The organism is Burkholderia alba, assembly GCF_034721475.1.
GTDB lineage: Bacteria > Pseudomonadota > Gammaproteobacteria > Burkholderiales > Burkholderiaceae > Burkholderia > Burkholderia alba.
In genome coordinates this window covers 56,665-79,893 of the sequence record NZ_JAWJWL010000013.1, presented here as the reverse complement: position 1 = coordinate 79,893, position 23,229 = coordinate 56,665, and the positions used below count along the sequence as shown (strand labels likewise).

The 23,229-nt window shown below is 60.9% G+C and carries 17 protein-coding genes, 1 tRNA gene and 2 pseudogenes; 5 read left to right on the top strand and 15 right to left on the bottom strand.

From position 1 onward, the window contains the following. The 3 genes from RZR99_RS16515 to RZR99_RS16505 all read right to left on the bottom strand — a co-directional run bounded on the left by RZR99_RS16515 (nucleotide 1) and on the right by RZR99_RS16505 (nucleotide 3,546). On the bottom strand, nucleotides 1-1,044 hold the full coding sequence (locus RZR99_RS16515; RefSeq protein WP_323120845.1) for an alpha-ketoacid dehydrogenase subunit beta: 1,044 nt from the start codon (nucleotides 1,042-1,044) through the stop codon (nucleotides 1-3). A 2-nt stretch (nucleotides 1,045-1,046) separates the two neighbouring features. Continuing rightward, nucleotides 1,047-2,279 carry a 3-methyl-2-oxobutanoate dehydrogenase (2-methylpropanoyl-transferring) subunit alpha gene (locus tag RZR99_RS16510; protein ID WP_323120844.1) on the bottom strand — a complete coding sequence of 411 codons (1,233 nt, stop codon included), beginning with the start codon at nucleotides 2,277-2,279 and terminating at the stop codon, nucleotides 1,047-1,049. A 355-nt stretch (nucleotides 2,280-2,634) separates the two neighbouring features. Beyond that, the gene (locus tag RZR99_RS16505; RefSeq protein ID WP_323120843.1) at nucleotides 2,635-3,546 is read right to left on the bottom strand and encodes an NAD(P)/FAD-dependent oxidoreductase; all 912 of its coding nucleotides are present in this window, start codon (nucleotides 3,544-3,546) and stop codon (nucleotides 2,635-2,637) included. 133 nt (nucleotides 3,547-3,679) lie between these two features. On the opposite strand from RZR99_RS16505, the gene RZR99_RS16500 reads away from it, so the two are divergent. The 3 genes from RZR99_RS16500 to RZR99_RS16490 all read left to right on the top strand — a co-directional run bounded on the left by RZR99_RS16500 (nucleotide 3,680) and on the right by RZR99_RS16490 (nucleotide 5,343). Continuing rightward, complete coding sequence (locus RZR99_RS16500) at nucleotides 3,680-4,117, top strand: Rrf2 family transcriptional regulator (protein WP_323120842.1); 438 nt, start codon at nucleotides 3,680-3,682, stop codon at nucleotides 4,115-4,117. A gap of 580 nt (nucleotides 4,118-4,697) precedes the next feature. Beyond that, nucleotides 4,698-5,153: a hypothetical protein gene (locus RZR99_RS16495; protein ID WP_323120841.1), complete on the top strand. Its 456-nt coding sequence runs from the start codon at nucleotides 4,698-4,700 to the stop codon at nucleotides 5,151-5,153. Beyond that, complete coding sequence (locus RZR99_RS16490) at nucleotides 5,143-5,343, top strand: hypothetical protein (RefSeq protein WP_323120840.1); 201 nt, start codon at nucleotides 5,143-5,145, stop codon at nucleotides 5,341-5,343. The genes RZR99_RS16495 and RZR99_RS16490 overlap by 11 nt, the downstream gene beginning before the upstream one ends. 129 nt (nucleotides 5,344-5,472) lie before the next feature. Here the strand turns inward: RZR99_RS16490 and RZR99_RS16485 are convergent. From RZR99_RS16485 to RZR99_RS16430, 12 genes and pseudogenes are all read right to left on the bottom strand, one after another. After that, nucleotides 5,473-5,913 (bottom strand): annotated as a pseudogene (locus RZR99_RS16485) (transposase); the annotation flags it as partial. A 326-nt stretch (nucleotides 5,914-6,239) separates the two neighbouring features. Further along, nucleotides 6,240-7,982: a ShlB/FhaC/HecB family hemolysin secretion/activation protein gene (locus RZR99_RS16480; RefSeq protein ID WP_323120838.1), complete on the bottom strand. Its 1,743-nt coding sequence runs from the start codon at nucleotides 7,980-7,982 to the stop codon at nucleotides 6,240-6,242. A 32-nt stretch (nucleotides 7,983-8,014) separates the two neighbouring features. Then, nucleotides 8,015-8,515: a contact-dependent growth inhibition system immunity protein gene (locus RZR99_RS16475; protein ID WP_323120837.1), complete on the bottom strand. Its 501-nt coding sequence runs from the start codon at nucleotides 8,513-8,515 to the stop codon at nucleotides 8,015-8,017. Nucleotide 8,516: 1 nt separating this feature from the next. After that, a complete protein-coding gene (locus RZR99_RS16470; protein WP_323120836.1) occupies nucleotides 8,517-8,705 on the bottom strand; it encodes an endonuclease toxin domain-containing protein in 189 nt (62 codons plus the stop codon). Between the two features lie 35 nt (nucleotides 8,706-8,740). Next, nucleotides 8,741-8,896, bottom strand: a complete 156-nt coding sequence (locus RZR99_RS16465) for a DUF6572 domain-containing protein (RefSeq protein WP_323120835.1) — start codon at nucleotides 8,894-8,896, stop codon at nucleotides 8,741-8,743. Between the two features lie 193 nt (nucleotides 8,897-9,089). Continuing rightward, a pseudogene (locus tag RZR99_RS16460) lies at nucleotides 9,090-9,394 on the bottom strand (hypothetical protein). 17 nt (nucleotides 9,395-9,411) lie between these two features. Continuing rightward, entirely contained in the window at nucleotides 9,412-9,768 is a 357-nt protein-coding gene (locus RZR99_RS16455) for an immunity 8 family protein (protein ID WP_323120834.1), read from the bottom strand. A gap of 136 nt (nucleotides 9,769-9,904) precedes the next feature. Then, nucleotides 9,905-10,306, bottom strand: a complete 402-nt coding sequence (locus tag RZR99_RS16450; protein ID WP_323120833.1) for a hypothetical protein — start codon at nucleotides 10,304-10,306, stop codon at nucleotides 9,905-9,907. After that, entirely contained in the window at nucleotides 10,303-19,689 is a 9,387-nt protein-coding gene (locus tag RZR99_RS16445; protein WP_323120832.1) for a hemagglutinin repeat-containing protein, read from the bottom strand. The genes RZR99_RS16450 and RZR99_RS16445 overlap by 4 nt, the downstream gene beginning before the upstream one ends. Nucleotides 19,690-20,137: 448 nt before the next feature. Further along, nucleotides 20,138-20,290: a hypothetical protein gene (locus tag RZR99_RS16440; RefSeq protein ID WP_323120831.1), complete on the bottom strand. Its 153-nt coding sequence runs from the start codon at nucleotides 20,288-20,290 to the stop codon at nucleotides 20,138-20,140. Between the two features lie 389 nt (nucleotides 20,291-20,679). Continuing rightward, nucleotides 20,680-20,756, bottom strand: a tRNA-Arg gene (locus RZR99_RS16435). Between the two features lie 205 nt (nucleotides 20,757-20,961). Beyond that, entirely contained in the window at nucleotides 20,962-21,792 is an 831-nt protein-coding gene (locus RZR99_RS16430) for an undecaprenyl-diphosphate phosphatase (protein WP_323120830.1), read from the bottom strand. Between the two features lie 172 nt (nucleotides 21,793-21,964). On the opposite strand from RZR99_RS16430, the gene RZR99_RS16425 reads away from it, so the two are divergent. Both RZR99_RS16425 and RZR99_RS16420 read left to right on the top strand, forming a co-directional pair. Further along, complete coding sequence (locus RZR99_RS16425) at nucleotides 21,965-22,129, top strand: hypothetical protein (RefSeq protein WP_323120829.1); 165 nt, start codon at nucleotides 21,965-21,967, stop codon at nucleotides 22,127-22,129. A 187-nt stretch (nucleotides 22,130-22,316) separates the two neighbouring features. Beyond that, nucleotides 22,317-23,225, top strand: coding sequence for an aldose epimerase family protein (locus RZR99_RS16420; protein WP_323120828.1), 909 nt, complete (start codon nucleotides 22,317-22,319; stop codon nucleotides 23,223-23,225). The last annotated feature ends 4 nt before the right edge of the window (nucleotides 23,226-23,229 follow it).

Sequence of the window (23,229 nt, the reverse complement as noted above, 5' to 3'; positions counted from 1 at the left end):
TCATGCCTCCATCACGCGCCGCAGCGCATCGCCGACCCGTGCGGGACCGGGAAAATACGCCCATTCCTGCGCATGCGGATAGGGGGTGTCCCAGCCGGTGGTCCGTTCGACGGGCGCCTCCAGATGGTAGAAACAGTGCTCCTGCACGAGCGACACGAGTTCCGCGCCGTAGCCGCAGGTGCGGGTGGCCTCGTGCACGACCACGCAGCGGCCGGTCTTGCGCACGGAGGCGATCACCGTGTCGAGATCGAGCGGCCACAGCGTGCGCAGATCGATCACCTCGGCATCGATGCCGGTCTCGTCGGCCGCCGCGAGCGCGACGTGTACCGTCGTGCCGTAGGTCAGTACCGTCACGTCGGCGCCCGGCCGCACGACCGCCGCGCTGTCGAGCGGCACCGTGTAGTACCCCTCGGGCACCGCGCTCGACGGGTGCTTGAGCCACGACGTCACCGGCCGCTCGTAGTGGCCGTCGAACGGCCCGTTGTAGAGCCGCTTCGGCTCCAGGAAGATGACGGGATCGTCGTTCTCGATCGCCGCGATCAGCAGCCCCTTGGCGTCGTACGGATTCGACGGCATCACGGTGCGCAGCCCGCACACCTGCGTGAACATCGCCTCCGGACTCTGACTGTGGGTCTGTCCGCCGTAGATCCCGCCGCCGCACGGCATCCGGATCGTCAGCGGCGCGATGAACTGCCCGGCCGACCGGTAGCGCAGCCGCGCGCCTTCCGACACGATCTGGTCGGACGCCGGGTAGAAGTAATCGGCGAACTGGATCTCGCAGACGGGCCGCAGCCCGTACGCGCCCATCCCGACCGCCGCGCCGACGATCCCGCCCTCCGAGATCGGCGTGTCGAACACGCGCGACTTGCCGTACTTCACCTGCAGCCCCTCGGTGCAGCGGAACACGCCGCCGAAATAGCCGACGTCCTGGCCGAACACGACGACGTCGTTGTCGCGCGCGAGCATCACGTCCATCGCGGAGCGCAATGCCTGAATCATCGTCATCGGCTGCGTGTCCGATGCCGTTCCGTTTCGTTCCGTCATGGTCACGCTCCCAGTTCCTGGCGCTGCCGGCGCAGATGGTCCGGCATCTCCTTGTACACGTCGTCGAAGATCGTCGCGGGGCTCGGAATCCGCTCGTCGACCAGCGTGCCGTACCGTTCCGCTTCCTTCTGCGCGGCCAGGACTTCGGCCTCCAGTTCCGCCGTGAGATCGTCGTGCGCGCGATCGGACCAGATGCCCTTCGCGATCAGGTGACGCTTGAAGCGGGCGACGGGATCGCCGAGCGGGAAATGGCTCCAGTCGTCGCCGGGCCGGTATTTCGTCGGGTCGTCGGAGCTCGAATGCGGACCCGCGCGATAGGTGACCCATTCGATCAGCGTCGGGCCGAGATTGCGCCGCGCGCGCTCCGCTGCCCAGCGCGACGCCGCATACACCGCGAGGAAGTCGTTGCCGTCGACGCGCAGCGACGCGATCCCGCAGCCGACGCCGCGCCCCGCGAAGGTCGTGCCCTCGCCGCCCGCGATCGCCTGGAACGTCGAGATCGCCCACTGGTTGTTGACGACATTGAGCACCACGGGCGCGCGATACACGTGCGCGAACGTGAGCGCCGTATGGAAATCGGCCTCGGCGGTCGCGCCGTCGCCGATCCACGCGGATGCGATCCGCGTATCGCCCTTGATCGCGGATGCCATCGCCCAGCCGACCGCCTGGATGAACTGCGTCGCGAGATTGCCGGAGATCGAGAAGAAGCCCGCGTCGCGATCCGAATACATCACGGGCAGCTGTCGGCCTTTCAGCGGGTCGCGCTCGTTCGACATCAATTGGCACATCATCTGTTCGAGCGACACATCGCGCGCGATCAGGATGCTCTGCTGGCGGTAGGTCGGGAAGCACATGTCGTCGCGCTGAAGCGCCATCGCGTGCGCGGCGCCGATCGCCTCTTCGCCGAGGCTCAACATGTAGAAGGAGATCTTCTTCTGGCGCTGCGCGATCAGCATCCGCGCGTCGAAGATGCGGGTCTTGAGCATCGCGCGCATCCCGGCGATCAGCCGGGTGTCGTCGAGGTCCGGCGCCCAGGGGCCGAGCGCGTGACCGCGGTCGTCGAGCACGCGTACCAGGCTGCGTGCGAGGTCGGCGGTGTCGGCCGCCGCGACGTCGATGGGCGGGCGGCGAACCGCGCCGGCCGGCGACAGATGCAAATAGGAAAAATCCGTGCTGCAGCCCGGGCGCCCGGTCGGCTCCGGCACATGCAGACGCAATGGCTCTGACAGGCTCATCGTCTCGTCTCCACGCTCGATTGTGTCTCACTCTGTTGGGCGCGCCCGCCGTCGGTGGCCGGCCGGCACGCTGCGATGCGCGCGGACTCACTGCCCGCGCGTCGCGACGCCGCCGCGCGGGTGACGCGCGGCGGCTCCTGAAAGTCTAGGGGATGAGCGGCGGGCCGTCGATGTCCAACGCGCTCACTCGGCGTGAGCACATTTGCCATGCGGCGGTGCAGCGAAGGCGGCACGGCATCCGCGGGCAGCGGCGCGCGCCGACCCCGTCGACCGGGAAGCAATCGAAACGCCGGGGCATTGAGATCCCCGGTTCATCCCGCCCGGTGCGCGGTCCCGAACCGGCGCGATCGGCGCGCTAGGCGCCGGGCCCCATCACCAGCGAGCGATGGGCCATCACGCCCGCCGCCACGCCGGCCGCGGATGCGAACGTCGCGTTCGTGAACAGCGTGGCGGCGTCGCCCGCCGCGTAGACGCCGTCGACGGTCGTCTGCTTCCATTCGTCGACACGGATGACGTCGCCGCTCGGGCCGGCCTCGATCGCACAGCCCAGCATCTCGGCAAGCGAATGCGTGAGCACGGTTCGGGGCGCGACGAACAGCGCGGCGATCTCGATCGCGCGGCCGTCCGCGAGCCGGACGGCTCGCAACGCCGGCGCCTCGCCCAGCAATTCGACCACCGGCGAGCGCTCGATGCGCACGTTGCGGCGCTTCAGTTCCTCCCGCTGCGCCGCATCCGGCTCGATGCTGCCCTGCGTGAAGTACGTCGTCGGCCCCCAGTCCGGCAACAGCATCGCCTGATGGATCGACATCGCGTGAGCGGCCAGCACGCCCAGCGGCCGGTCGCGCACCTCATATCCATGGCAGTACGGACAATGCAGCACCGTCCCGCCCCAGCGCTCGCGCAAGCCCGGGAGCGCAGGAAGCTCGTCCCGCACGCCGCTCGCCAGGATCAGGCGGGCCGCGCCGGCCGTCGCGCCGTCGGCGAGCGTCACGGCGAATCCGTTCGCGCCGCGCGCCGCCGCCACGACTTCACCTTCGATCATGCGGACCGTCGGATAGGCCGCCACTTGCGCCCTCGCCTCCCGGACGATCTCCGCCGGCGCCCTGCCGTCCTGACCGAAGAAGCCGTGCGCGTGCGCGGCGAACCGGTTGCGCGGCAAACCCGCATCGACAATCAGCACGCGACGCCGCGCGCGGGCAAGCTGCATCGCGGCCGACAAACCCGCGAAACTCCCGCCGACGACGATCACGTCGTAGTTCGTATCCATTCCGTTTCTCCTGTCTCGTTCGCCACTTCAAGAAACTCTTAAAGTTACATGATATCGACATGTTACACTTTCACGCAACATCAAAAGTTTCATGAGTGCCGTCAGGCGATGTCGATCGAATCGGGAGCAATGAATGAGAGTGGATAGCCGTTTGTCGCGGACGCTGCACGTGCTGCTCCACATGGACCAGCAGGAGGGGCCGATGACGTCGGAGACGATCGCGGCCATGCTCGGCACGAATCCCGTCGTCGTACGACGCATGCTGGGCGGGCTGCGCGACCAGGGGTACGTGGAATCGGCGAAAGGCCACGGCGGCGGATGGCAACTGACGCGGGACCTGAACACGCTGACGCTGCTCGACATCTACCGGGCGGTCGGCGAGCCCGCGCTCTTCTCCGAACTGCTGACGGGGGATCATCCCGACTGTCTCGTCGAACAGGCCGTCAATGCCAGGCTGACGGCGACGATGCAGGAGGCCGAAGCCGCCCTGCTCGAACGGTTCGGCAGCATCACGCTCGGGATGCTGTCGCAGGAGGTCGGGGTGCGCGGGCAGATGGGTCGGCGGGGTTGAGGCGGTGGTTGGCCTCCGGTTCATCGGATGAACGAACGGTAAACGCATGGACAAGCGCGCGTCACCGCTCCAGCGTCATCTCCGAATCAGCCCTCAAGATTTTCGCAACGCCTCGCATCGTTTATTGCCCGGTTTCACCTGGGCCCACATCCATGGCCGCCGGCGATGAGCGCGGCGCATTGCCTGTTCGCCCCGTCGCCCTGTAGAAAACCCCATCGCATCACTGACCATGCCGACATGCATGATCTTCATTCGGCATAGCCACCATAATTGGTAGCTATGCTAACGGATCTCGGGAACTATCATGATTCCGAGACAACCCCGATCAATCGACTCTTCTCAACGACGATGGGTGATCAATTGAATATTTTCCACTGAAGGTTACGGAAGATTGATCGCATCGACATTTGACCACTCATCCATTCCGCCCATGCGCGCCTTGGGGTTGGATGACATTCGCCCAGTTTTAATTAATTTAAAATTTAATCACCAGAACCTCTTACGCAAGCACCTTTAAAAAAACATCACCGGCACGCTCTTGGCATTTCCACATCATCATCAATCGCACGCCAATACTCCGATGGACACCTCACTTGACTGCCCCAGCTCCCAGCCCGGCCCTGGCAGCCGGGTTATCGGTGTCGTACTCGTCGTTGAAAAAGAGCAGCGCATCGCACCATTAAAACAGGCCGTTCCACTGGAGCAGATTGCTCATCTCGTTCCGGATTCAGTTCCCGCGACTGAAATTGTGCGACTTGCCTCGCCCTGCCAAACGGAGAGATGTCAGCATTACCTCGATGAAAAATGTTCCTTAGCCAGCAGAATAGTCAAAGCCTTACCCGAAGTAGTGAACAAATTGCCGCACTGCTCCGTGCGGAAATCGTGTCGATGGTGGTTTCAAGAAGGAATGCACGCTTGCATGAGATGTCCGCAGATCGTCACCGAGCCATTTACCTATCCCGATCGCATTAAAGATCTGTCGATACCCTTAAACACCCCTAACAGCTCACCTCAGGAGTTGCAAAATGGACAATGAAAAACCGACCTCCAAGACCCCCGTTCCGAAAGTCGACTTGGGTCAGCTGACGGAAGCGGTTACCGCTTCCGTGAGAAATGCCCTCGAGGAGCGCGCACCCACCGAAGCCACCGCTCGGGTTTTTCGGAATCCGAGAATAATTATCGGAATCATCATGGAACCGCAATCCGTGAGCGAAAAGGAGCTGTGACGATCGGCGCTTCCACCCATCGTCAATCGGCGAAGGCAATCAGCACGATCGCGGCATTTATCGGGGATAGACGTGGCCGCGCTCGTTCGGACCGTATTCTGAGATTTTTAAGTGGAACGTCCGAGGCAGTCATACTGCCACTTTGATCGCAGGCAGCGTCGCGAAGTATGCCTCATCCGGCGTTTGATCCGCCAAGCTCGAATGAGGCCGTTTTCGGTTGTACAGCTCAATGTACTCGCCGATGGAACGCCGGGCATGACCGACCGACTCGTACGCTTTCAGGTAGACCTCTTCGTCCTTGATGCTGCGCCATACCCGCTCGACGAACACGTTGTCGCGCCAGCTTCCCTTGCCGTCCATCGACAGCCGGACGTTCCGGCCCAGCACGGCCTCGGTGAACGCGTTCGCGGTGAACTGGCTGCCCTGGTCCGTGTTCACGATTGCGGGCTGCCCGTAGCGCGTGAACGCTTCCTCGAGCGCCTCGACAGCGTGCATTGCTTCGAGCGTGATGGTCACTCGGTGTGCGAGGATCTTGCGTGTCGCCCAATCCACCACCGCCGTCAGATACACGATGTCCGCGCCGATTGAATTTTGACCGCATCCCCGTTCCCTCATGACAAACAAGTCCGCGTTCACTCAGCAGTTCCTGAAAGCGGTGCGGCACGCGCACTTGTTCGCATTGGAGGCAGGTTATCGTGCCTCGCATCGCGACCGTGCCCACGCGAGTGAAGTCATGGCCCGATTCGCAGCGGAATTCATAGTAGGACTTCATCCCACGCCATTCGAGCGTCAGAAGCGTGAGCCCCCGTTCAGCGGCAACCTCGACCAGACGGGGGCATATGCAACATCGGGCTTGCGACGTGTACGTGTCGGAGAAGTACCTTGGCTCATTGTCTTCAGAACTGAGCGGTCACCTGAAAACCGAGCGTCACTCGCGCAGTCGGAAAACCCGACGGCTTGTAGACAGGCGTACCCGCGAAGAGATCGTACGCAAAGGCTCCGAATCGCGTACCCACGCTGCCCTTTATGCCGATCACTGCGCCAGCCAACTGCGTCCCGACAAGGACGACAGGCTGCGGACCCCATACGCGACCATAGTCGAGTCCCGCATACACTGCCTGCCCCGTCTGCCCGATCGGCGCCTGCAATTCGTTGCGCCAGTAGAAGCCGCGTGCTGCGGCGAGCATCGTCTCGCCATCGAAACCGCGCACTGTATAGCGACTGCCAATCGTCAAGTCGTCGATGTAGTAAAGCGTGTTTCCGGTGTACTGGCCGTGGAATGTGCCGACATAGCGGAATGGCTGCTTACCGATGGCAAACGGCACCGACAAGTTCGCATCGAGCACCGCCATCTTGAAGCGATAGGTCGGCCCGCCACCCGCCGCCAACGTATCGTCCTGGGCGCCCAATCCACCGACACCTTGACGATATGCAAGTGAGCCGTCGAACTGCGCGCCGCCGAAGTAGTGACGATCAGTCAGGCCGAGTTCGATCATCGTGTTATTGCGGCGCTGCTGCGAGATCTCGGTGTCTTCGATAAAGTTTTGTCCAAAACGGCGCGACAGGCGAGCGTAGGCGCCGAACACATCGTTCTGACTACGCGACAGCACGCGGGCCAGTTTGAAATCGACCGTCTTTGAATTGCCGCTCGCGACGAATGTCTGATTCACGCCAGCAATCTGCTGGTAGTACGTGTTCGTGTAAGCGGACAGCGTGGCCGTCCAGTAGCCCCACGGGATCGAATAGAAGCCGTTCCAGCCGTGCGAGCCGAGGCGCTTGTCACCAAATTCCAGATCCTGGCTCACGCCGACGTTGAAAATGTCGTTCAGGCCGAGCGGATTGTCGATGCCGAGCGACAGATTGCCTTGCAGCTTGCCAGTCGCACGCGTGCCGGAGTTGTCGACGGACGCGACGACGGTCCACGGTTTGCCTCGCTTCACGTCGAGTACGACATCGCTTTCGCCGGGCAGCTCGCCCGGAACGACTTGCATCGAAACGTCCTGGCTCGACACGCGTTTCATTTGCTCAAGGCCCTGTTCGAGATCGCGCAGGTTCAGCAGTTCGCCGTCGCCCGTTGGAAATGCGGTCTTCCACGTGCCGCGCAGTTTCTCGTCGGCGAAGCGCACGTGGCGGACCACACCCGGGATCAGCGAAAACTTGAGGATACCGGTCGACAGATCCTGTTCAGGAAGTAGCACACGCGTCGTGACGTACCCGCGCGCTAGGATCGCTTGCGACAGACCCTTGACGAGGATGTCGAGGCCCTGTTTTCCGATGCACTGGCCAGCATAGTGCTCAAGCCATTCACGCGCGAAGGCGAAGCGATCCATCGGCAATGCCGACGCGCCTTGCGATTTCAGGGCCGTGGGTAGCGCATCGGGTACGTCGAGCGCAAAACGCTCGATCCGAAAGCAGGGCGTTTCCGACGGTAGCGTGGGATACCCACCGCTCGCCACCACGTCCGATCGCACCCCCGGCGCGGAGACCACCCGTTCACGCTCGCGCGCCTCTTCCTGCTGTCTGGACTGCTGATCATTACCCGGAATGATCATATGTTGCGGGATTTCCTGTGCAGCTACGCCTACTGTCACGGACAGCAGCGAGGCCGCAATGCAACTACCCCGTCGGACGATGCTCATGGATGTTGTTCTTATCAATCGGGTTCGTCGATTTATGGAATGCATCGATCCAACGCGACTCGCAGAGCAGCGCCGATTTCTGCTTCTGACGAATCGAATGGAAGGATGACTTTGGCGTCGTCGCCCAACCCTTCCCACGCTTCGAGCTTGTCATGACGGTTTGGATCAAGCGCTAGAACACCGTCGACGACTTTTGCGTGACACAAGATCATTTTCTTGAACAGGGCTTGCTTGGTTTTGTACCCAAACCGTGTAAGAAGGCCATCGACCCACTTCTTATAGTTCTCTCCAACCAGCCGAAAGTCGAAGAAAAGCGGATTTTCCGCACGTTGCTGTGGGGTAATGAAACGACTTTTCAACAACGCATCGTTGAGACAACGACCGAGTGTTTCGTCATCAGCATCTGTATCGAGAAAATATGCACAACCATCCGGATCTGCGATTGAAACGCTATATCCAGACTGCGTTCCAATGAAAATGAAATCTCGATTTCGATAAATGGCCGCACCGCGCCAAGGCTTAACATCACTCAATTCACTTCCCCTTTACCGTTGTCACAACAACCTTAACACCCTGGCTCTCACCGTACTGGATAGCCCGATTGATCTGCTCCCACTGCACCGCATTTGTTTGTTCCGGCACTGCAAGTTGCAGTTCTTTACTCACTATTTGTGCAGGATCAACCCGCGTGTCAAGGAGGGTGTAGGGTTTGTCATAGTTCAACAAATCCTGCCCCACGAACAATCGCTTTCGCCTTCTTAAAAATCAAGTGCAGCCGGTGGCAACGGATATTTTTCATGCAATTCAATCTCGCACTGACAACCACACGCATTTGGGAAATACCGATATAACGCACCATCCTCAATTAATCTCAAATATTTATTGATTTTTTCCTGAAGAAAAAATATACTCACTTTCCGACACCATCCATTCCAAATGATTGGAAATTTCGAGCTTGGCGATTCTCTTGTACGGATCAACCCCAATCAAATCAATAACATTCGTTTCGACAATAGACATGCAACTCCCCTTTTTCACCGTTCGGTGGGACGTCCACATCATCGACGCCGCAACGAGTGGCATCATACGTGTGAAAGTGATAATTTCTCACCTTCGGTATTCGTTATCTTGAAGAATTAGTATCGCCTCGCTATCAAATCCATCGGCAAGAATCTTGGAAACCACCGGTATCAAACCGGCTGAATTTTTATCACTCAATGAGACCAAAAAAACGATTCCGCCACCAACCCATGCTCGGCAGCGATTTCTTTGAGCGAAAAATCGGCGCCCCGAACTGGAGAAATTAAAAACTTCCCTCCGAATAACTCGAGGTTATTCGAGCGAATTTTATTTAAATCGGACTCTGCAGTATCACGATCGATTGAGAGATAGCAAAACAAGTCAATTGCCATTTAGTTTCCCTTTGGCTTTATGGTGACATATGCTGCCAAGCTTGTCGATAACAATCATTTTTTGCGGCGATCACAGGCCAATTATCACCTTCACTAGTTGCGACGTAGCGCCCAAGGATCGCTTTGGTGGCCTCATAATCATAGGCTTCAACAATCAACACGTGTCCACCCCATATTGGCCCCTTGATGGCACATTGCGATTTAAGCCACTCTGGCGTACAAACCTCGATGTCGAACGCTTCCGAACCTACCTCGCCTTGCGGACCAAGGTAGACACGAATCCACGTACTAAAATTCGACACATCGTCTGGCCAGTAGTTGATTAACCGATCTTCCAACTGCAACGACTGCAGCAATTTGATCTCAGCCTTCATGATGTGATATTCAGCTGCCCACCATCAATAGGCGCCCTATCCGGTGTGAGCTTCAATTCAAAGTCGGCCTGCACGCCGGTCGTGGCATACGAAATGTTCAGTTTCGCTGACGCGGGTGACAGATTCGAAAACCGTCCTATGATGCGACGAGCGACCCATCATCTCCGACCCAGACTATCCCAGGGATACTATAGAAGTAAGTCATCAAATCAACATCATTTTCATCGCGCGCGCCCTCCGGCCACTGGGAGCGGAGACTCTCAACAATTACCTCCGGCACATCGGACCAATGCGCGTCTTTATCGTAAATTGTATATCGCGGGTTGGGATTTTCAGGTGACGCGTAACAATCCACTCCCGGAGCGATAAACTTAATTTTTCCATCCCGGAGCAATCTATCAATCATCCAGAAAAAAGCATCTTTATGCTCCTCGAATGAGAACATCGGATTCCACGAGCCGATCGCACTGAACAGTCCAGAAACCCACAGTCCGAACGAATCCCTGACGATTTCATCAACGTGTTCTACCGATTTCAATGCAAACCTCCATCTTTAACGAATTTGATCTCAGGATTATACGTAGTTCCTACTGCACCTTTAGGTACATCAATGGTCCAGGCAGCGCCGGTTTGTCCCGATGAAGTCGAAAAATCTCTTAAAGCAAAATTTCCGTTGGGAGTATTCACAACGTACACAGTTCCTTTTCCTGGAATCGCTCTGGCAACAGGCAGCTTCGTTGTCCCAGTCAGCTCCATGAAAAACTGTTGAACTTGTGCGTCAGTGGCACCGGTGAACATTGCCGCGTTACCCGTGTTTGGTAACTCGGTAAACGTCGTGCCCCCAATGTTCAGTGTTCCGGGTACATTCGACGAGAAGAGGTTTGTTGTCTGTTGGATCGCAGGCGGTGCGTTTATAGCACCAGATGCGCTATTAGCAACTGGATATTGTACATTCCCCCCAGAGCTCCCCGCCGTGGCCGTTCCGGGCAAGGGCGACGCGCTTGCGCCATTGCCATACGGTTGCGTTCTTGCCGCATTGCCGGCCGCGCTCAAGTCGCCACTTGCCGTTTTGAGCGCACCGTTTCCAACCGTGGCGACATCCGCCGATGTTGTTGCCGCATCAGTTCCGACCGCCGCTTTCCCGCCGAGACCCAGCGTCGCCAGGACAGGCGTCCAGAACTCCGTGTCCGGACCAACCGACGTCCCCGATTTGTACGGCTTCTTCAGCCCGTCAAGCGAGACATAGCCCGGATCGCCCGGCGTGGCAAACGGCCCGCCGTTCGGAAGGTTGACGATCACGCCCGCGACGTTGACCATTCCGTTCCAAGCACCCGCCTTGGCGTCCGATGTCATGACGATTGCTTGTGCAACCTTCTTCGACAACGATGCAAAAACGTCGTTTGAAGTTTGATTGTTCGAATCGTTACCTGCATTGTAAAGCTGCACATTCGACGCCATCGCCGCGCCAGCACTACCGCCCACCAATGCGCCGCCGACCGTCGCGGCCACGTTCGCAGCAATATTGCCGACCAGCGACGAGCCGGTGGTATCGCCCACCGACTTGCTGATCTTCTCCGCCTGGTTCGCCAGCAGCGACGACATGCCAGCACCCGCTGCGCCGCCGATTGCCGTGAGCGCGCTGCCGCCTCCGAGCCCGCCGATCAGCGCACCGCCGCCCATCTGCAATTCGGCGCGCGACGCACCACCCTCCATCCAACCCTTGGCCTCGTTCAGCGCCGCTTGTGCGCCTGCCAGATCGCCGCTCTTATAGGCAGCGTCGGCAGTGGCGAGTGCTGCATCGCGCTTATGATCCGCATACAAGCCGATCCCCTGCGACACCGTCTGCCCGGCCGCCTGCGCCGCATTCATCGTATCGGCCTGCTGCGACAGCGTTTTTTGTACATCAGGCGTCTTCGAAACGGTCCCGTTCAGATTCGTCGCATCACGGTTCAGGTTCGCGACGTCCTGCGTCTGCTCGCCCGGCTTCGCGATATTGATCGTACCGGCGCTCACCGCGCTCTTCGTCGTCGCGCTCTGGTCGCCGCTGTCGTTCTGGAACACCATCGGCGTGACGCCGCCCGAGCCCGATACCGACGACGGGCCAACCGCCTTGTTGCTCGGCCCGACAGATGCACCCGCGCTGAAGCCCGCGCTGTTCGCGCTGTAGTGCGAGTGGTTCTCGATGTCGCTCGTCGTGAGCGTGCCGGTCGTCAGGCTGTTCTTCGACGGATCGGCCGTGCTGCCGATATACGCGCCCTTCAGGTCGGTGTTGCCCTTCACGGTCACGTCGAACCCGCCCGAACCGGCCTGGATGCCCGCCTGTTCGTTCACACCTGCATAGTTGCCGTCCGCGTGGCCGTTCTGCGCACTGAAACTCCCGCCGACGCCGCCAGCCTGACTGATCGTGACGCCGCCGCCCGCGCTCGACTGATGCGCGGCGCTCACGGTCGTATCCTGAACGCTCGCCACGTTCAGGCTACCGCCAACGTCAGCAACAACCTTGTTCGCGTTCACGTTCGCGCCGATCACGTTCGTGTCGCCGCCGCTCACGATGGTCGCGGTCTGGCTGGCGTTGATGTGCGTGTTGTTCTGGATCGCCGCGTCCGAATTGCCGTCGCCGTGCGCACGCTGCATCGACGCGGACACACCGACGCCATTCGTGCCGATCGACACGCCGACGCTCGAACCCGACGACGAGTTCGAGCTCTGCGTCTTGTCGGTATCGGTCGTGTTGACGAGATTGACCTGGTTGTTCGCGATCAGCGCCACGTTGGTTGCGTTCACGTTCGAACCGGCGATCGTGATGTTGCCGTCCTTCGGTGCACCGTTGCCCATTGCCACCAGTTTCGCGTTTCCACCCGCGTTAATGCTCGATCCGCGCTGAATCGTCTGGTCTTCCGACGACTGCATCGAACTATGGCTCGAACCCACGCTGACCTGCACGCCGATGCTCGGAGCCTGCGGCCCCTTGGCTCCATTGAGCAGCGCCGCGCCGCCCATGCCGCCAAATGCCACATCACCGGCTGCCGCGATGCTGTGGAGCGCCGACGCACGGCCGTTGTCGTCCTTCGCGGACTGGCGTGCGGCCTGCGTCTCGCTGATCGCATTGTTGATCGCATCGCCCACGGAACCCGACAGACCCACGGTCAACCCGCTCTTGCTCGTCTGCTGCTGCTGCGCTTGATGCGAAGTGTCGGTGGCCGAATCGATGACGATGTTCGCCGCCGTTCCCGTTACATCCTTTCCTGCTACCAGATCGCTGCCTTTCACGTGCAGCGTGTTGCCCGCGTTGACCGTCAGATTGCCGTCGAGCGAACCGACCGTACTGGCGTTGTTCGTGACGCTCGATGACTGGTTCTGCTGCGCCAGCTTGCTGTTGCCGATCGAGAACGACAGGCCGCCGCCCGACATCAGGCCCGAGTGCTGTTCCTGATAGGTGGTCGACGACTGGCTGGTGTCCTGCGACGTCGTTATGTTCACGTCGTGCGCCGCGTTCAGCGCCACATCGTGCGTACCAACGACCGTACTACCTTGAACGTTGATGTCTTTGCCGCTACCGATCGACACGCCATCCGCCGAGATCAGGCTGCCGTTCGCGATCGTCGAGGTTGCATCTTGCGAGCTGGCGATCTTCGTGCCGCTCACGACGCCACTACGACTATGTGTCTCGCGCGAGTTGTATACATGCGTTTCAGTAGCCGCTCCAACATTCACGTCGCCAGCCGCGAGCAGGTTCGCATCGCCCGTCTTCAGGTCGATCGTGCTGCCGATGACGTTGATGTCCTTGTTCGACACCACATTGAGCGTATCGCCGCCCGTGACAGTTGTGCCGGTCAGCGCCTGGTCCGATCCATGCCGGGTTTCCGCATAGCTGCGATTCCCCTGGTCGCCCGAGCTGTTGGCGTTGATGGTCGACGTGGTGCTCGCCGCACCGAAGGTCACGTTACCCTTGGCCGCAATCGTGCCGCCCTGGCCGAAGTCGAGCTGCGCACCTTGCGCGGTCAAGTCACCGCCCACACCGATGGCCGACTTGCCGCCGACGTTCACGGTGCTGCCGGTCGCGCTGTTGAGGTCCGTATCCGACACGCCGTTCGCACGCTGCACGACCTTGTGTTCGCCGGTCTGCTGCACGCCGAGATTCCAGTTCCCGCCGACATTGGCGTTCAGGTTCCCGCCGACGTTCAGGTTGCCCGCGTTCTGCTGGAAATCACCGCCGGTCTTGATCGACGCGTCGCCAGCCACGTTCAGGTTCGCAGCCGGCCCGAGCGTCGTTTTGTCGCTCGTCGCGCCGTCGCGGCTGACCTGGTGCGTCGTCTGCGTCGCCGTATCCAGAATCAGCTTGTTGCCTGCATTCAGATCGAGACTACCGGCCTTCACATTGGCCGACGTGAGATCCACGTTGCCCGTCGTGTCGAGCGACATCAGCCCACCGCTTTGCAGCGCACCGAACGCGTTGTCGATCTGCTTGCCCTGAAGGGCGAGTGTCGTGTCCGCCTTCACGGTCCCGCTGTTCGTGAAGACCTGCGTGTTCTTCAAATCGATATTGCCGGCCGTGATCAGCGGCCCGTTCGCGTTCTGCTGATCGGCCTTAGCCAGATACACGACCGGTACCAATACCTGCTGCCCACCGACCGTCTCGGTCTGCATGATGATCACGTTAGTCGTGAGCGCGGCCACTTGCTGCGGCGACAGGCTCATGCCAAGCGGCAGGTTCAGCGACTTCGACAATTCGGCGCCTGCGGCCATCAGCGACTGATACATGCCCTGAAGGTCCGTATACGGCCCCAACACCGCCTTGCCCGTCAGTTGCGTGACCTGGTTGCGCACGAGCTGCTGTTCGTAGAACCCGTCACCGAGACGTTTTTCCGTCGTCAGCGGATTCACGCCGATCTGGTTCAGGTAATAGTCGCTCGACAGGAAATTGTTCATTCGAGTGAACGCGGGGTTCGTCTCGATGAGATACGTCGGGTTCGGGGCGGGATTCGGCCGGTACAGGCCGCCTTGCGGAATCGTCAGGTTGTTCAACACATTCACGGCCGTCGCGCTCGCGATCACCGGATCGATCCAGGTGGGCGTACCGCCCTTGATCGCGGCGGCTCCCGATTGTGTGCCGCTCGCGCTACCGCTCACCGTGCCGATCGTCAGTCCCGGCACGGCCTGACCGGGCAGCAAGCCGAGCGACGGAATGGTCGCATTGGCCGCCGTGTTGTTCACGCTCACGCCGTTGCCCGAGATCGTACCGTTTGCGCCCCACGTCGAGCGATAGTCGGGCAAGCTGTATTGCCGCACATCGGCAGGCGCTGCCTGCGTATAGCCGCCTGGCCCGCCGACAAACGGCTTGTCGCCGAACGGCAAGGTCCAGTTGTGTTCCGAGTTGTCGTAGTTGTTGTAGTGGTAGTAGCCCGAATACGTGACCGTCACGCCCGGCGCTTGCTGGCCCGTCGCGCCCCAGCCGTCCATATCGAGGCTCGCGGGCTGCTTGATGTTGCCGACCGCCGTCACGCTGCTCCAGTAGTTCTGGAACGTCTTGACCGTCGACGCGTCCAAGTCGCCACCCGATGCGATCTGCGCGCCCGGGCTCAGTTTCGTCACGGTGTTGGCGACCGCCTTGCCCTCATAGGTCGTGTACTGATAACCGCTGTTCCACTGGCCGCCGTTCGGTGGAACGGTGAAGACCCCGCCCGGCTGCAATTTGAGCGCGGCGATGATCGGCGCAGGATCGTAATCGGGGTAATTCGGATCGTGGAACAGGTTGATCCAGTGCACGTCCTGACCACTACAGGCCGCGATGTAGTATGCGGCGCACCCCGACATGCTGATGCCGAGCTGTTGCAGCAGTGCCGGATCGACCTGACTCGTGTTGCCCGAGGTCTGCATCACGCGCCGAGTGTTCGTGACCTTGTCGGCGTGCAGTTCCATCGAAGCGCCCGACTGGATCGCCGCCGACGAATTGTTGACCAACGCCGCGTTCGTGTAGTTGCCGTTCGCATCCTTGCCGCCCGCCAAAGCCACTTTACCGAGCCCGAAGATCGTCGTGGTCGGCATCGAATCGCCCAGCGTCGTGTCGTCGCGGTTCTCGATGTCGTGTGCGAGGATTTCGAGCAGGCCCGACGTGTCCGATGCGCCAATCAGCGCGACAGGGCCGAGGTTCGACGCGGTGCCACTCGCCTGGATGGCGACGCTGCCGCCGACCATCGCGCCATAGTTCGTCAGGTTGCCCGAATGCGTACTGAGCAGGCTGCCGGCCGTCATCGCGCCCGTGTTGACGATATTGCCGGCGTTGACCGTCAGATTGTGGACCGATTGCAGGTTCGCGCTGTTGGCGAACGTGCCCGGCAACGTGAAGGTCAGGTCGTGACCGATGTTGAACTGCGTTTGCGACGTCGTCGTGAAGTCGCCTTGCAGGTTGAGCGCCGCGTCGCGCGCCGCGCTGAATGCGCCACCGCCAAGCAGCGTGGAAGCCGCTACCGACAGGTCGCGCGTCGAGCTGACCGACCCGTTGGTATTCGTCACCGCGCCCGACATCGCGACGTTCACGTCGCCCGTGGCATTCGCTACGTTGCCGACCTGTCCTCCTGAGTTGTCGAGACTATTGCCCTGAACGCGGAGGTTCGCGCCCATCAACTGGCCGCCCTGTGTGTTCGAGATCGAAGCCGCACTGATCGTTACGTCGCCCTGGCCGGTCATCTGCCCCATGCCATCGACGCCGCCCGCGTGGCTGTTCACGATCTGGCTGCCACCTTGCACGGTCATCCTGCCGGTGCCGAAGTCGTGCACTGCGCCATCCGTGTTATCGATCGACGCGGCTTGAATCGACAGCGTGCTCGCGTCGCCGGCCGTGCCCGCCTCGATGTGCCCTTGGTGGTTCGACAGCGCCCCGTTGCTGATGATCGACAGCGCCGCGTTCGAGCGCACCAGACCCTGAGCATTGTTCATCGCCCCGGCGATCGTGGCCGACAGGCCCAGTTTGGCGGCGATGACCCCACTACCATTGTCCAGACTGCCGGCTTTCACGATGGCCTGTCCGTTGGAGCCGATCGTGCCGCCGATATTTTGCAAGGCCCCCGCGCCGTTGCCGGGCATGAGCGTCAGCGTGCCGGTGCCGCCATGCGTGATAGTGCCCTTCGAGTTGTCCAGAACGGCCGGCGCGAGCGTCAGGTCCGTGCTGTTCGTCTGGATGACGCCGCCGTTCGAATTGTCGAGCGTGCCAGAGACGGCGAGTGTGGTCGGGCCGCTCTGCCATTGCGAGATGTGGCCGCCCTGGTTTTTCAGGTTCGCGAAACTCAACGAAAGCTGATTGGCTTCGATGTCGCCGTTCTGGCTATTGTCGATCAAGCCGGCGACAGTGGCCGTCAGCGTGGGGGAGACGATCTTGCCGTTCAGATTCGAGAGCGAGGCGCTATGAATCGTCGTCGCTGCCGTCTTTGAGCCGAGTTCACCGCCGTCGTTGACCAGTGCGCCACCTGCGGTCACGTCGACGTTGGCGTTCGACGTGAGCTTGCCGCCCAGATTCGTAATCGAGTCGACGGCGTTGACGCTCAGGCCCGTTTGGCCGGACGCCGAACCGGCCGAGTTGTCGATCGTCTTGCCTTGCAGGATGGTTCGGCCATTGCTGGCGATGGAGCCCGCTTTGTTGCTGACGGAGCCTGAAGCGTTACCAACCGTCAGCGTGCCCGTGCCGACGTGTGTGATCGTGCCGCCGTTGTCGTTGATCAGCGCAGCAGGCGTGAGCGACAAGTCCGTGCTGCGCGACTGGATCAGACCGTTGTTCGAGTTGTCCAGCGTGTCGGTGATCGCGACCGTCATCGGGCCGGTGCCGGTCTGCGTGACCGTACCGCCGTGGTTCAGCAGCGTCGAACCGTTCAGCGAGACCGTCGCCGCATTGATCGTGCCTTGGGAGTTGTCCAGCGTCGCGCCGTTCAACACGGCGCTTTGGCCCTCAACCCGGCCGCTGACATTCGCAAAATGATTGCCGGCGTCGACGGTGGTGGTCTGTCCGGCGTGCAGCGCGCCGTTGCCGTTGTCGACGCTCTGGCCGATCACGTGCAGGTTCGCGTCGGCCGACATCGAGCCGCTGTTCGTGACCGTGTTCCCCTGTACGGTGACGTCGCCCTTGCCGCCGATGACGCCGCCCGGGTCGCCGCTCACGTTCGTGCCGGCCGCGTTCGTGAGTGCGCCGGTTGCCGTCACCGACAGGCCATCCGCGTTCAGGGAAATCAGCCGGCCTGCCGAATTGTCGACCGATGCGCCAGCAATCGTTTGCTTGCCTGCGCTCTGAATCAGCCCGGCATTGTTCTGGATCGCACTCCCGCGAACGTCGGCCGTGCTTTGGGAACTCAGCATGCCGTTTTGGTTCGACACGGTGCCGGCCATCTGCACCGACAGTGGACCTTGCGAATTGGCACGGCCGCCCTGGTTCGACAGGTTGCCGCCGCCCAGCGTCATGCCCGCGCCGCTGGACAGATTGCCCCGGTCATTGATGACCGTGCCGCTCGCCTGTGCGTTCATGGCGCCCTTGGCGCTGACGGTCGAGCCGGCCAGATTCGCATCGCCCGCCGTCGCCGTCAGCGCGAGGTTGCCGTTGGCGGCCGTTGCGCTGTTCGACAGATCGACACCGCGACCGGTGAAGGCTGCGTTGCCGGCCGCGCTGTTGGTCCCCGTCGCGGTCAACTGGCCGCTGCTCGTGACGTTCAGATCGCCGCTCGTGCCGACCGTGCTGTCGACGTTGATGCCTGCGCCGAGCGTGCCCGTCGAGTTGAGACTGCCGACGTTAGCGGTCAGGTTCTGCTGGGCGGTCAGCGCGCCGCTGTTGGTCAGATCGGCAGCGCCAGTGTTGACCGTGACCGATTGCTTGCCATACGTGACGCCGCTGTTCTGAATGCCACCCGAGGCCGACAGCGACATGTTGCCGGCCGCATTGGTGTGGCCCGAGAGCACGAGACGACCGTTTGCCTGCAGCGTCAGATCACCCGCCTCTGCCGCGATGTCGCCCGCGTTCGCAACACCGACTCCATTCTCGGAACTAACGAGAAACACCCTGTTCGCGTACATACCACCGAGTTGGCTAACATCGATCGCGATGGTGGGCGCTGCGCCGTTGCCCGCGATCGGCGTGGCGCTCAGCGTGTTGTAATCGACCTGGTTCGATCCAGCGACCACGTTCAGGTTCTTCGCGTAAGCCTTGGCGTTGATCTGTACGGCACGTGCCAACAAATCCACCTGATCGACATTGGCCGTGTCGAGCCCTGCGCCGACGACCGAAATCAAACCCTGGTTGACGTTGAAACCCGTGAGCGCTCCGTCAGGCCCGAAGTTCGGATTGCCGGTTGTCAGCGTGGCTCTGCTCGTATTGATGAAGCCGCCGCCATCGACGACCAAGCCGGCCTGATTCGCGATCACGAGCTGTGCGGCTGCGCCTCCGATCTCGACTTTTCCACGAATAAAGCTCGGGTTGTTGCTGTTGACCTGGTTGACGATGAGGCGTGCCGCGTCGCCGGCTTGAAAATTGGGATTGCCACCGATAATGCCGCCCAGTTGAGTCTGGACGTTAACCGGCGAGTTGTTGAGAATAATCCCGGGCTTGGGTACGTCGAACTGGTTGTACGTGTTCATCGACACGCCCGACGAGCCGGGGCGGTTGATGTTCACCTGTTGAAGTCCATTCTGTGTCTGGATCACGGAAGGCGCATGCGCGCCGCCCGCAACAACCTGGGCATTGGCCCATATCGGCATCACGTCGGCCGCAACCAGTACAGCGAGTGCCACATGACGAAGCGTGAAGCTTGCGAATGCATGCGGCGAGCGAATGGCGAAATCGATTTCGCCCCGCCCTGCGTTCCCTGATGCACTGGCGGTTTCTTCCACCGCAACCAACATACCCCGTACGCGGCTGAATACCAGCCGATAATGGTTTTTATTCATGATCTTGGTCTACTCGCGATTCGTCCGATCCGCTCTCACGGACCTCGAACATCGCACGGAATCAAATAGGACAGCGTCAACAAGTGTTAAGCGTTATCGAGAAGCGACGGACTGCGGGACCTCTCCACACTCGTATCAACGACGAGCGCACCGACCGGCAATCCCGACCATGCATTTGGTTAGTCGCAAATATCGACGGTATTGGCTACAGCAATCGGCGTGAATATTACCTCACCCGACATCTCAAAAATTCCTGACGGAATTGCGAGGTCGAATCGGTACGTGATCGGTGATTAACATTTTTTAGCCACATGTCGCCGCCCTGAGAACAGTCAACTACGGCCACATCCACAGATATAATTGCTTCAGCACATCTCACTCAGGAGATTTCTCAAATTCCATTTTCTATTTCATTGCCGACCGGCCTAGGATGCATTCTCACTGTCCGTCATGCTGCCTTTTCGACATTTTTCGGCAATACCAGCGACTGCACTTCTGCAATAGATTGCCACTGTTGCAAATAATCGGCCTTATGCTGCGCCAGCCACCGGGCAACACGCGCGTTGTCCAGTAGATTTGTTACGTAGCGCTTGATAACCACCAGCTTTAGACTATCCGGACCGTAATTTTCCTCAAGTCACTTGGTATCCGCTTGTCGCACCGCCAACTCTCGCTCAAGACGCTGTATCGCCTCGAGTGTTCCGCTCTTTGCAGCTCGCTCCCATGCGCCAACACATTTTTCGTTGTATTGCGCCAGGTGAATGAGTGCTTCCATACCAAGAACACATCCCGCATCATCCAATCTCGGTCGTCCCGTCGTGCCCCAATCGAAGCACGTTGGCTGTCGAATGCCGCTAGTATTCAAGCCCAGCCGGTCCCACATGGATTGGTTGCGATCCAGGTTGACTACAAACACCTACATGCTGCCTACACGAGCATGCCGACAAAGGATGGGGAATTTGAAAATATCAGCTAACGCACTGATTTTGCTGGCCCGCCCTACACGATTCGAACGTGTGACCTACGGCTTAGAAGGCCGTTGCTCTATCCGTCTGAGCTAAGGGCGGTCGGAAGACGCGGCGAGCACGCCGCGCGAAGCGCAATCGCTTCCTTGAAAAGCTTGGGTGCTCGACCGTCACGCGGAGGCGATCCGATACGCGGCCCGACATCGAAAACGCGTATCGCCCCGCATCGATTGCGAACCTGGCCCAAACCAAGCCCGCAATTATACCTGATCGATACCCTCATCCGGCCGGGCACCCCCGCCGCGCATCAAGCCGGCTGAGCATGGAACATGAACCAGCCGAGACAGAACAGCCCTGCCAACACGCAGTACACACCGAACGAAGCCAGCCGTCCCCGCCCTTCGAAATAACGCATCAGGAAGCGCACGCTCAGATAGGCCGCGATCGCGGTCAACACGCCGCCCAGCGCCGCGTCGGCCAGTTGATCCGGCGCATGGAACAACTTGGGCAGTTCGAGCAGCCCCGCCGCGAAAATGATCGGCGTACCCAGCAGGAAAGAGAATTCCGCCGCCTTCTCCGCCGTCAGGCCCGCCGCATTACCCGCGATCATCGTGAGGCCGCTGCGCGAAAAACCGGGGATCAGCGCGCCGACCTGTGCAAGACCGACGAAGAACGCCTGCCGGAAAGTCAGTTTCTCCGGCGCGCGATGCGCACGTGCGCGCTGCAACCGGTCGCCCACCCACAGCAGAATGCCGTTGACGATCAGCGCGATCGCAACGATCCGCAAATCGTGAAACACCCGCTCGAGACGCTTTTCGAGCAGCAGCCCGACCAGCCCGGTAGGAATCGTGCCGATGATCAACGCCCACATCATGTGGCCGTCATCGTTCCTGCGACCGCCGAGCGACGCGAAGAAGCCCTTGATCAGCGCGATCCAGCGGGCGCGGAAGTACCACAGCAACGCAAACGCGGTCCCGAGATGCAACGCGACCAGAAACGGCAGCAGTTGCGGCGCATGCTTGTCGATGTGCATGCCGAACAACGCGGGGACGAGCAGCGTATGGCCCAGGCTGCTGACGGGGAAAAGTTCGGTGACGCCCTGCAGGACGCTCAGAAATACCAGAAACCAGAGGCTCACGCGTCGGTCCTTTGCTTGGAGAATTAAACGGGGAATTTAAAGCGGGACGGCAACATGCCGTCCACGACAAACCGCGCCCCGATTATGCCGAGCGGAAGTGACCGCGCCAAGGCATTCGGCGCGGAATGGGCATCTGACCCACAGGCGAGTCAATAGTCCGATATTTTATGTAATGAATATGAAAGAAAAAGCCCGCCATCGATACGCGGCGGGCTTCAATCGTTCAAAAGGTTTCGCGTCAGCGACCGACCTTGTAAAAAAACAGAACCGTGCTGCCAGTGAACATGCCGAACAGCGCAAGGCCCATTGCGGTTGCCAGATCCATGCTCGCTCCTAGAGGGTCAAGAGCCGGCGCCAAAAAGAAGTGACCGGTTGACGGCATTGTCCTTACAACTGACCTTTTCTGACACTCGCAATTTCCCTGGAAGGGTTTTCCCTTAGCCGGTACGCTGGCGCACCGCACAAGCAGCGCGCGATCCGTTATGCTTTTTCGCCCCGTCTCAACCCTTGCCGAGCGAACCAACATGCCGATCTTCCAGCAGCAGGACATCCTCGAATTCAACGACGGCCCGTCGCGAATCCGCGTCGCCCCGCAGGCCGGTGGCCGTCTGCTCTCGTGGCAGATCGGCGACGAGGCCGTAATCTTCTGGCCGGAATCGGCCGACTGGTCGCAACCGGCCCGGATCCGCGGCGGCAATCCGCTGCTCTTCCCGTTTCTCGGCCGCCACCGCGTCGACGGCCGGATCGGTCGCTGGCGCGACCGCGACGGCGTGGTGCGCGACCTGCCGATGCACGGTTTCGCGCGTGACCTGCCGTTCGCCGCGCAAGCCGATGCCGACGGCCGAGGCATCGTGATGACGCTCGACAGCAGCGACGCAACCCGCGCCGGCTACCCGTTCGAATTCCGCTTCACCGCCATCTATCGCCTGGTCGATTCGCACACCCTCGACGTCACGCTGACCACCCGCAATCTCGGCACGGCACCGCTGCCGTATTACGCGGGGCATCACTTCTACTTCGCGCTGCCGCACGCCGAACGCGCCGCCACCACGCTCGAGCTGCCGCCCACCCAGCGCTGCCACCACCAGGAAGACGGCACGATCAGCCCGCGCGAGCCGGGCGCCGCGCGCTATACGCTCGACGAATCACGCATTCTCGACCGCTTCCATTGCCTCGACGGCCTCCCCGACACGCCCGTGCGCATCGCGATGCCCGGCCGCCGCCACGCGATCGACATCGACCTGCGTCGGCCCGGCTCGATCCCCTGGTACGCGGTCACGACATGGACCGAAACACCGCAATCCGACTTCTACTGCGTGGAGCCCTGGCTCGGCCTGCCGGACGCCATCCATAACGGCCTCGGCCTGCGCGAACTGGCACCCGGCGCCATCGAAACCGCCGCGCTGCAAATCCGCGTGACCCCGCTCGGCTGAGCGG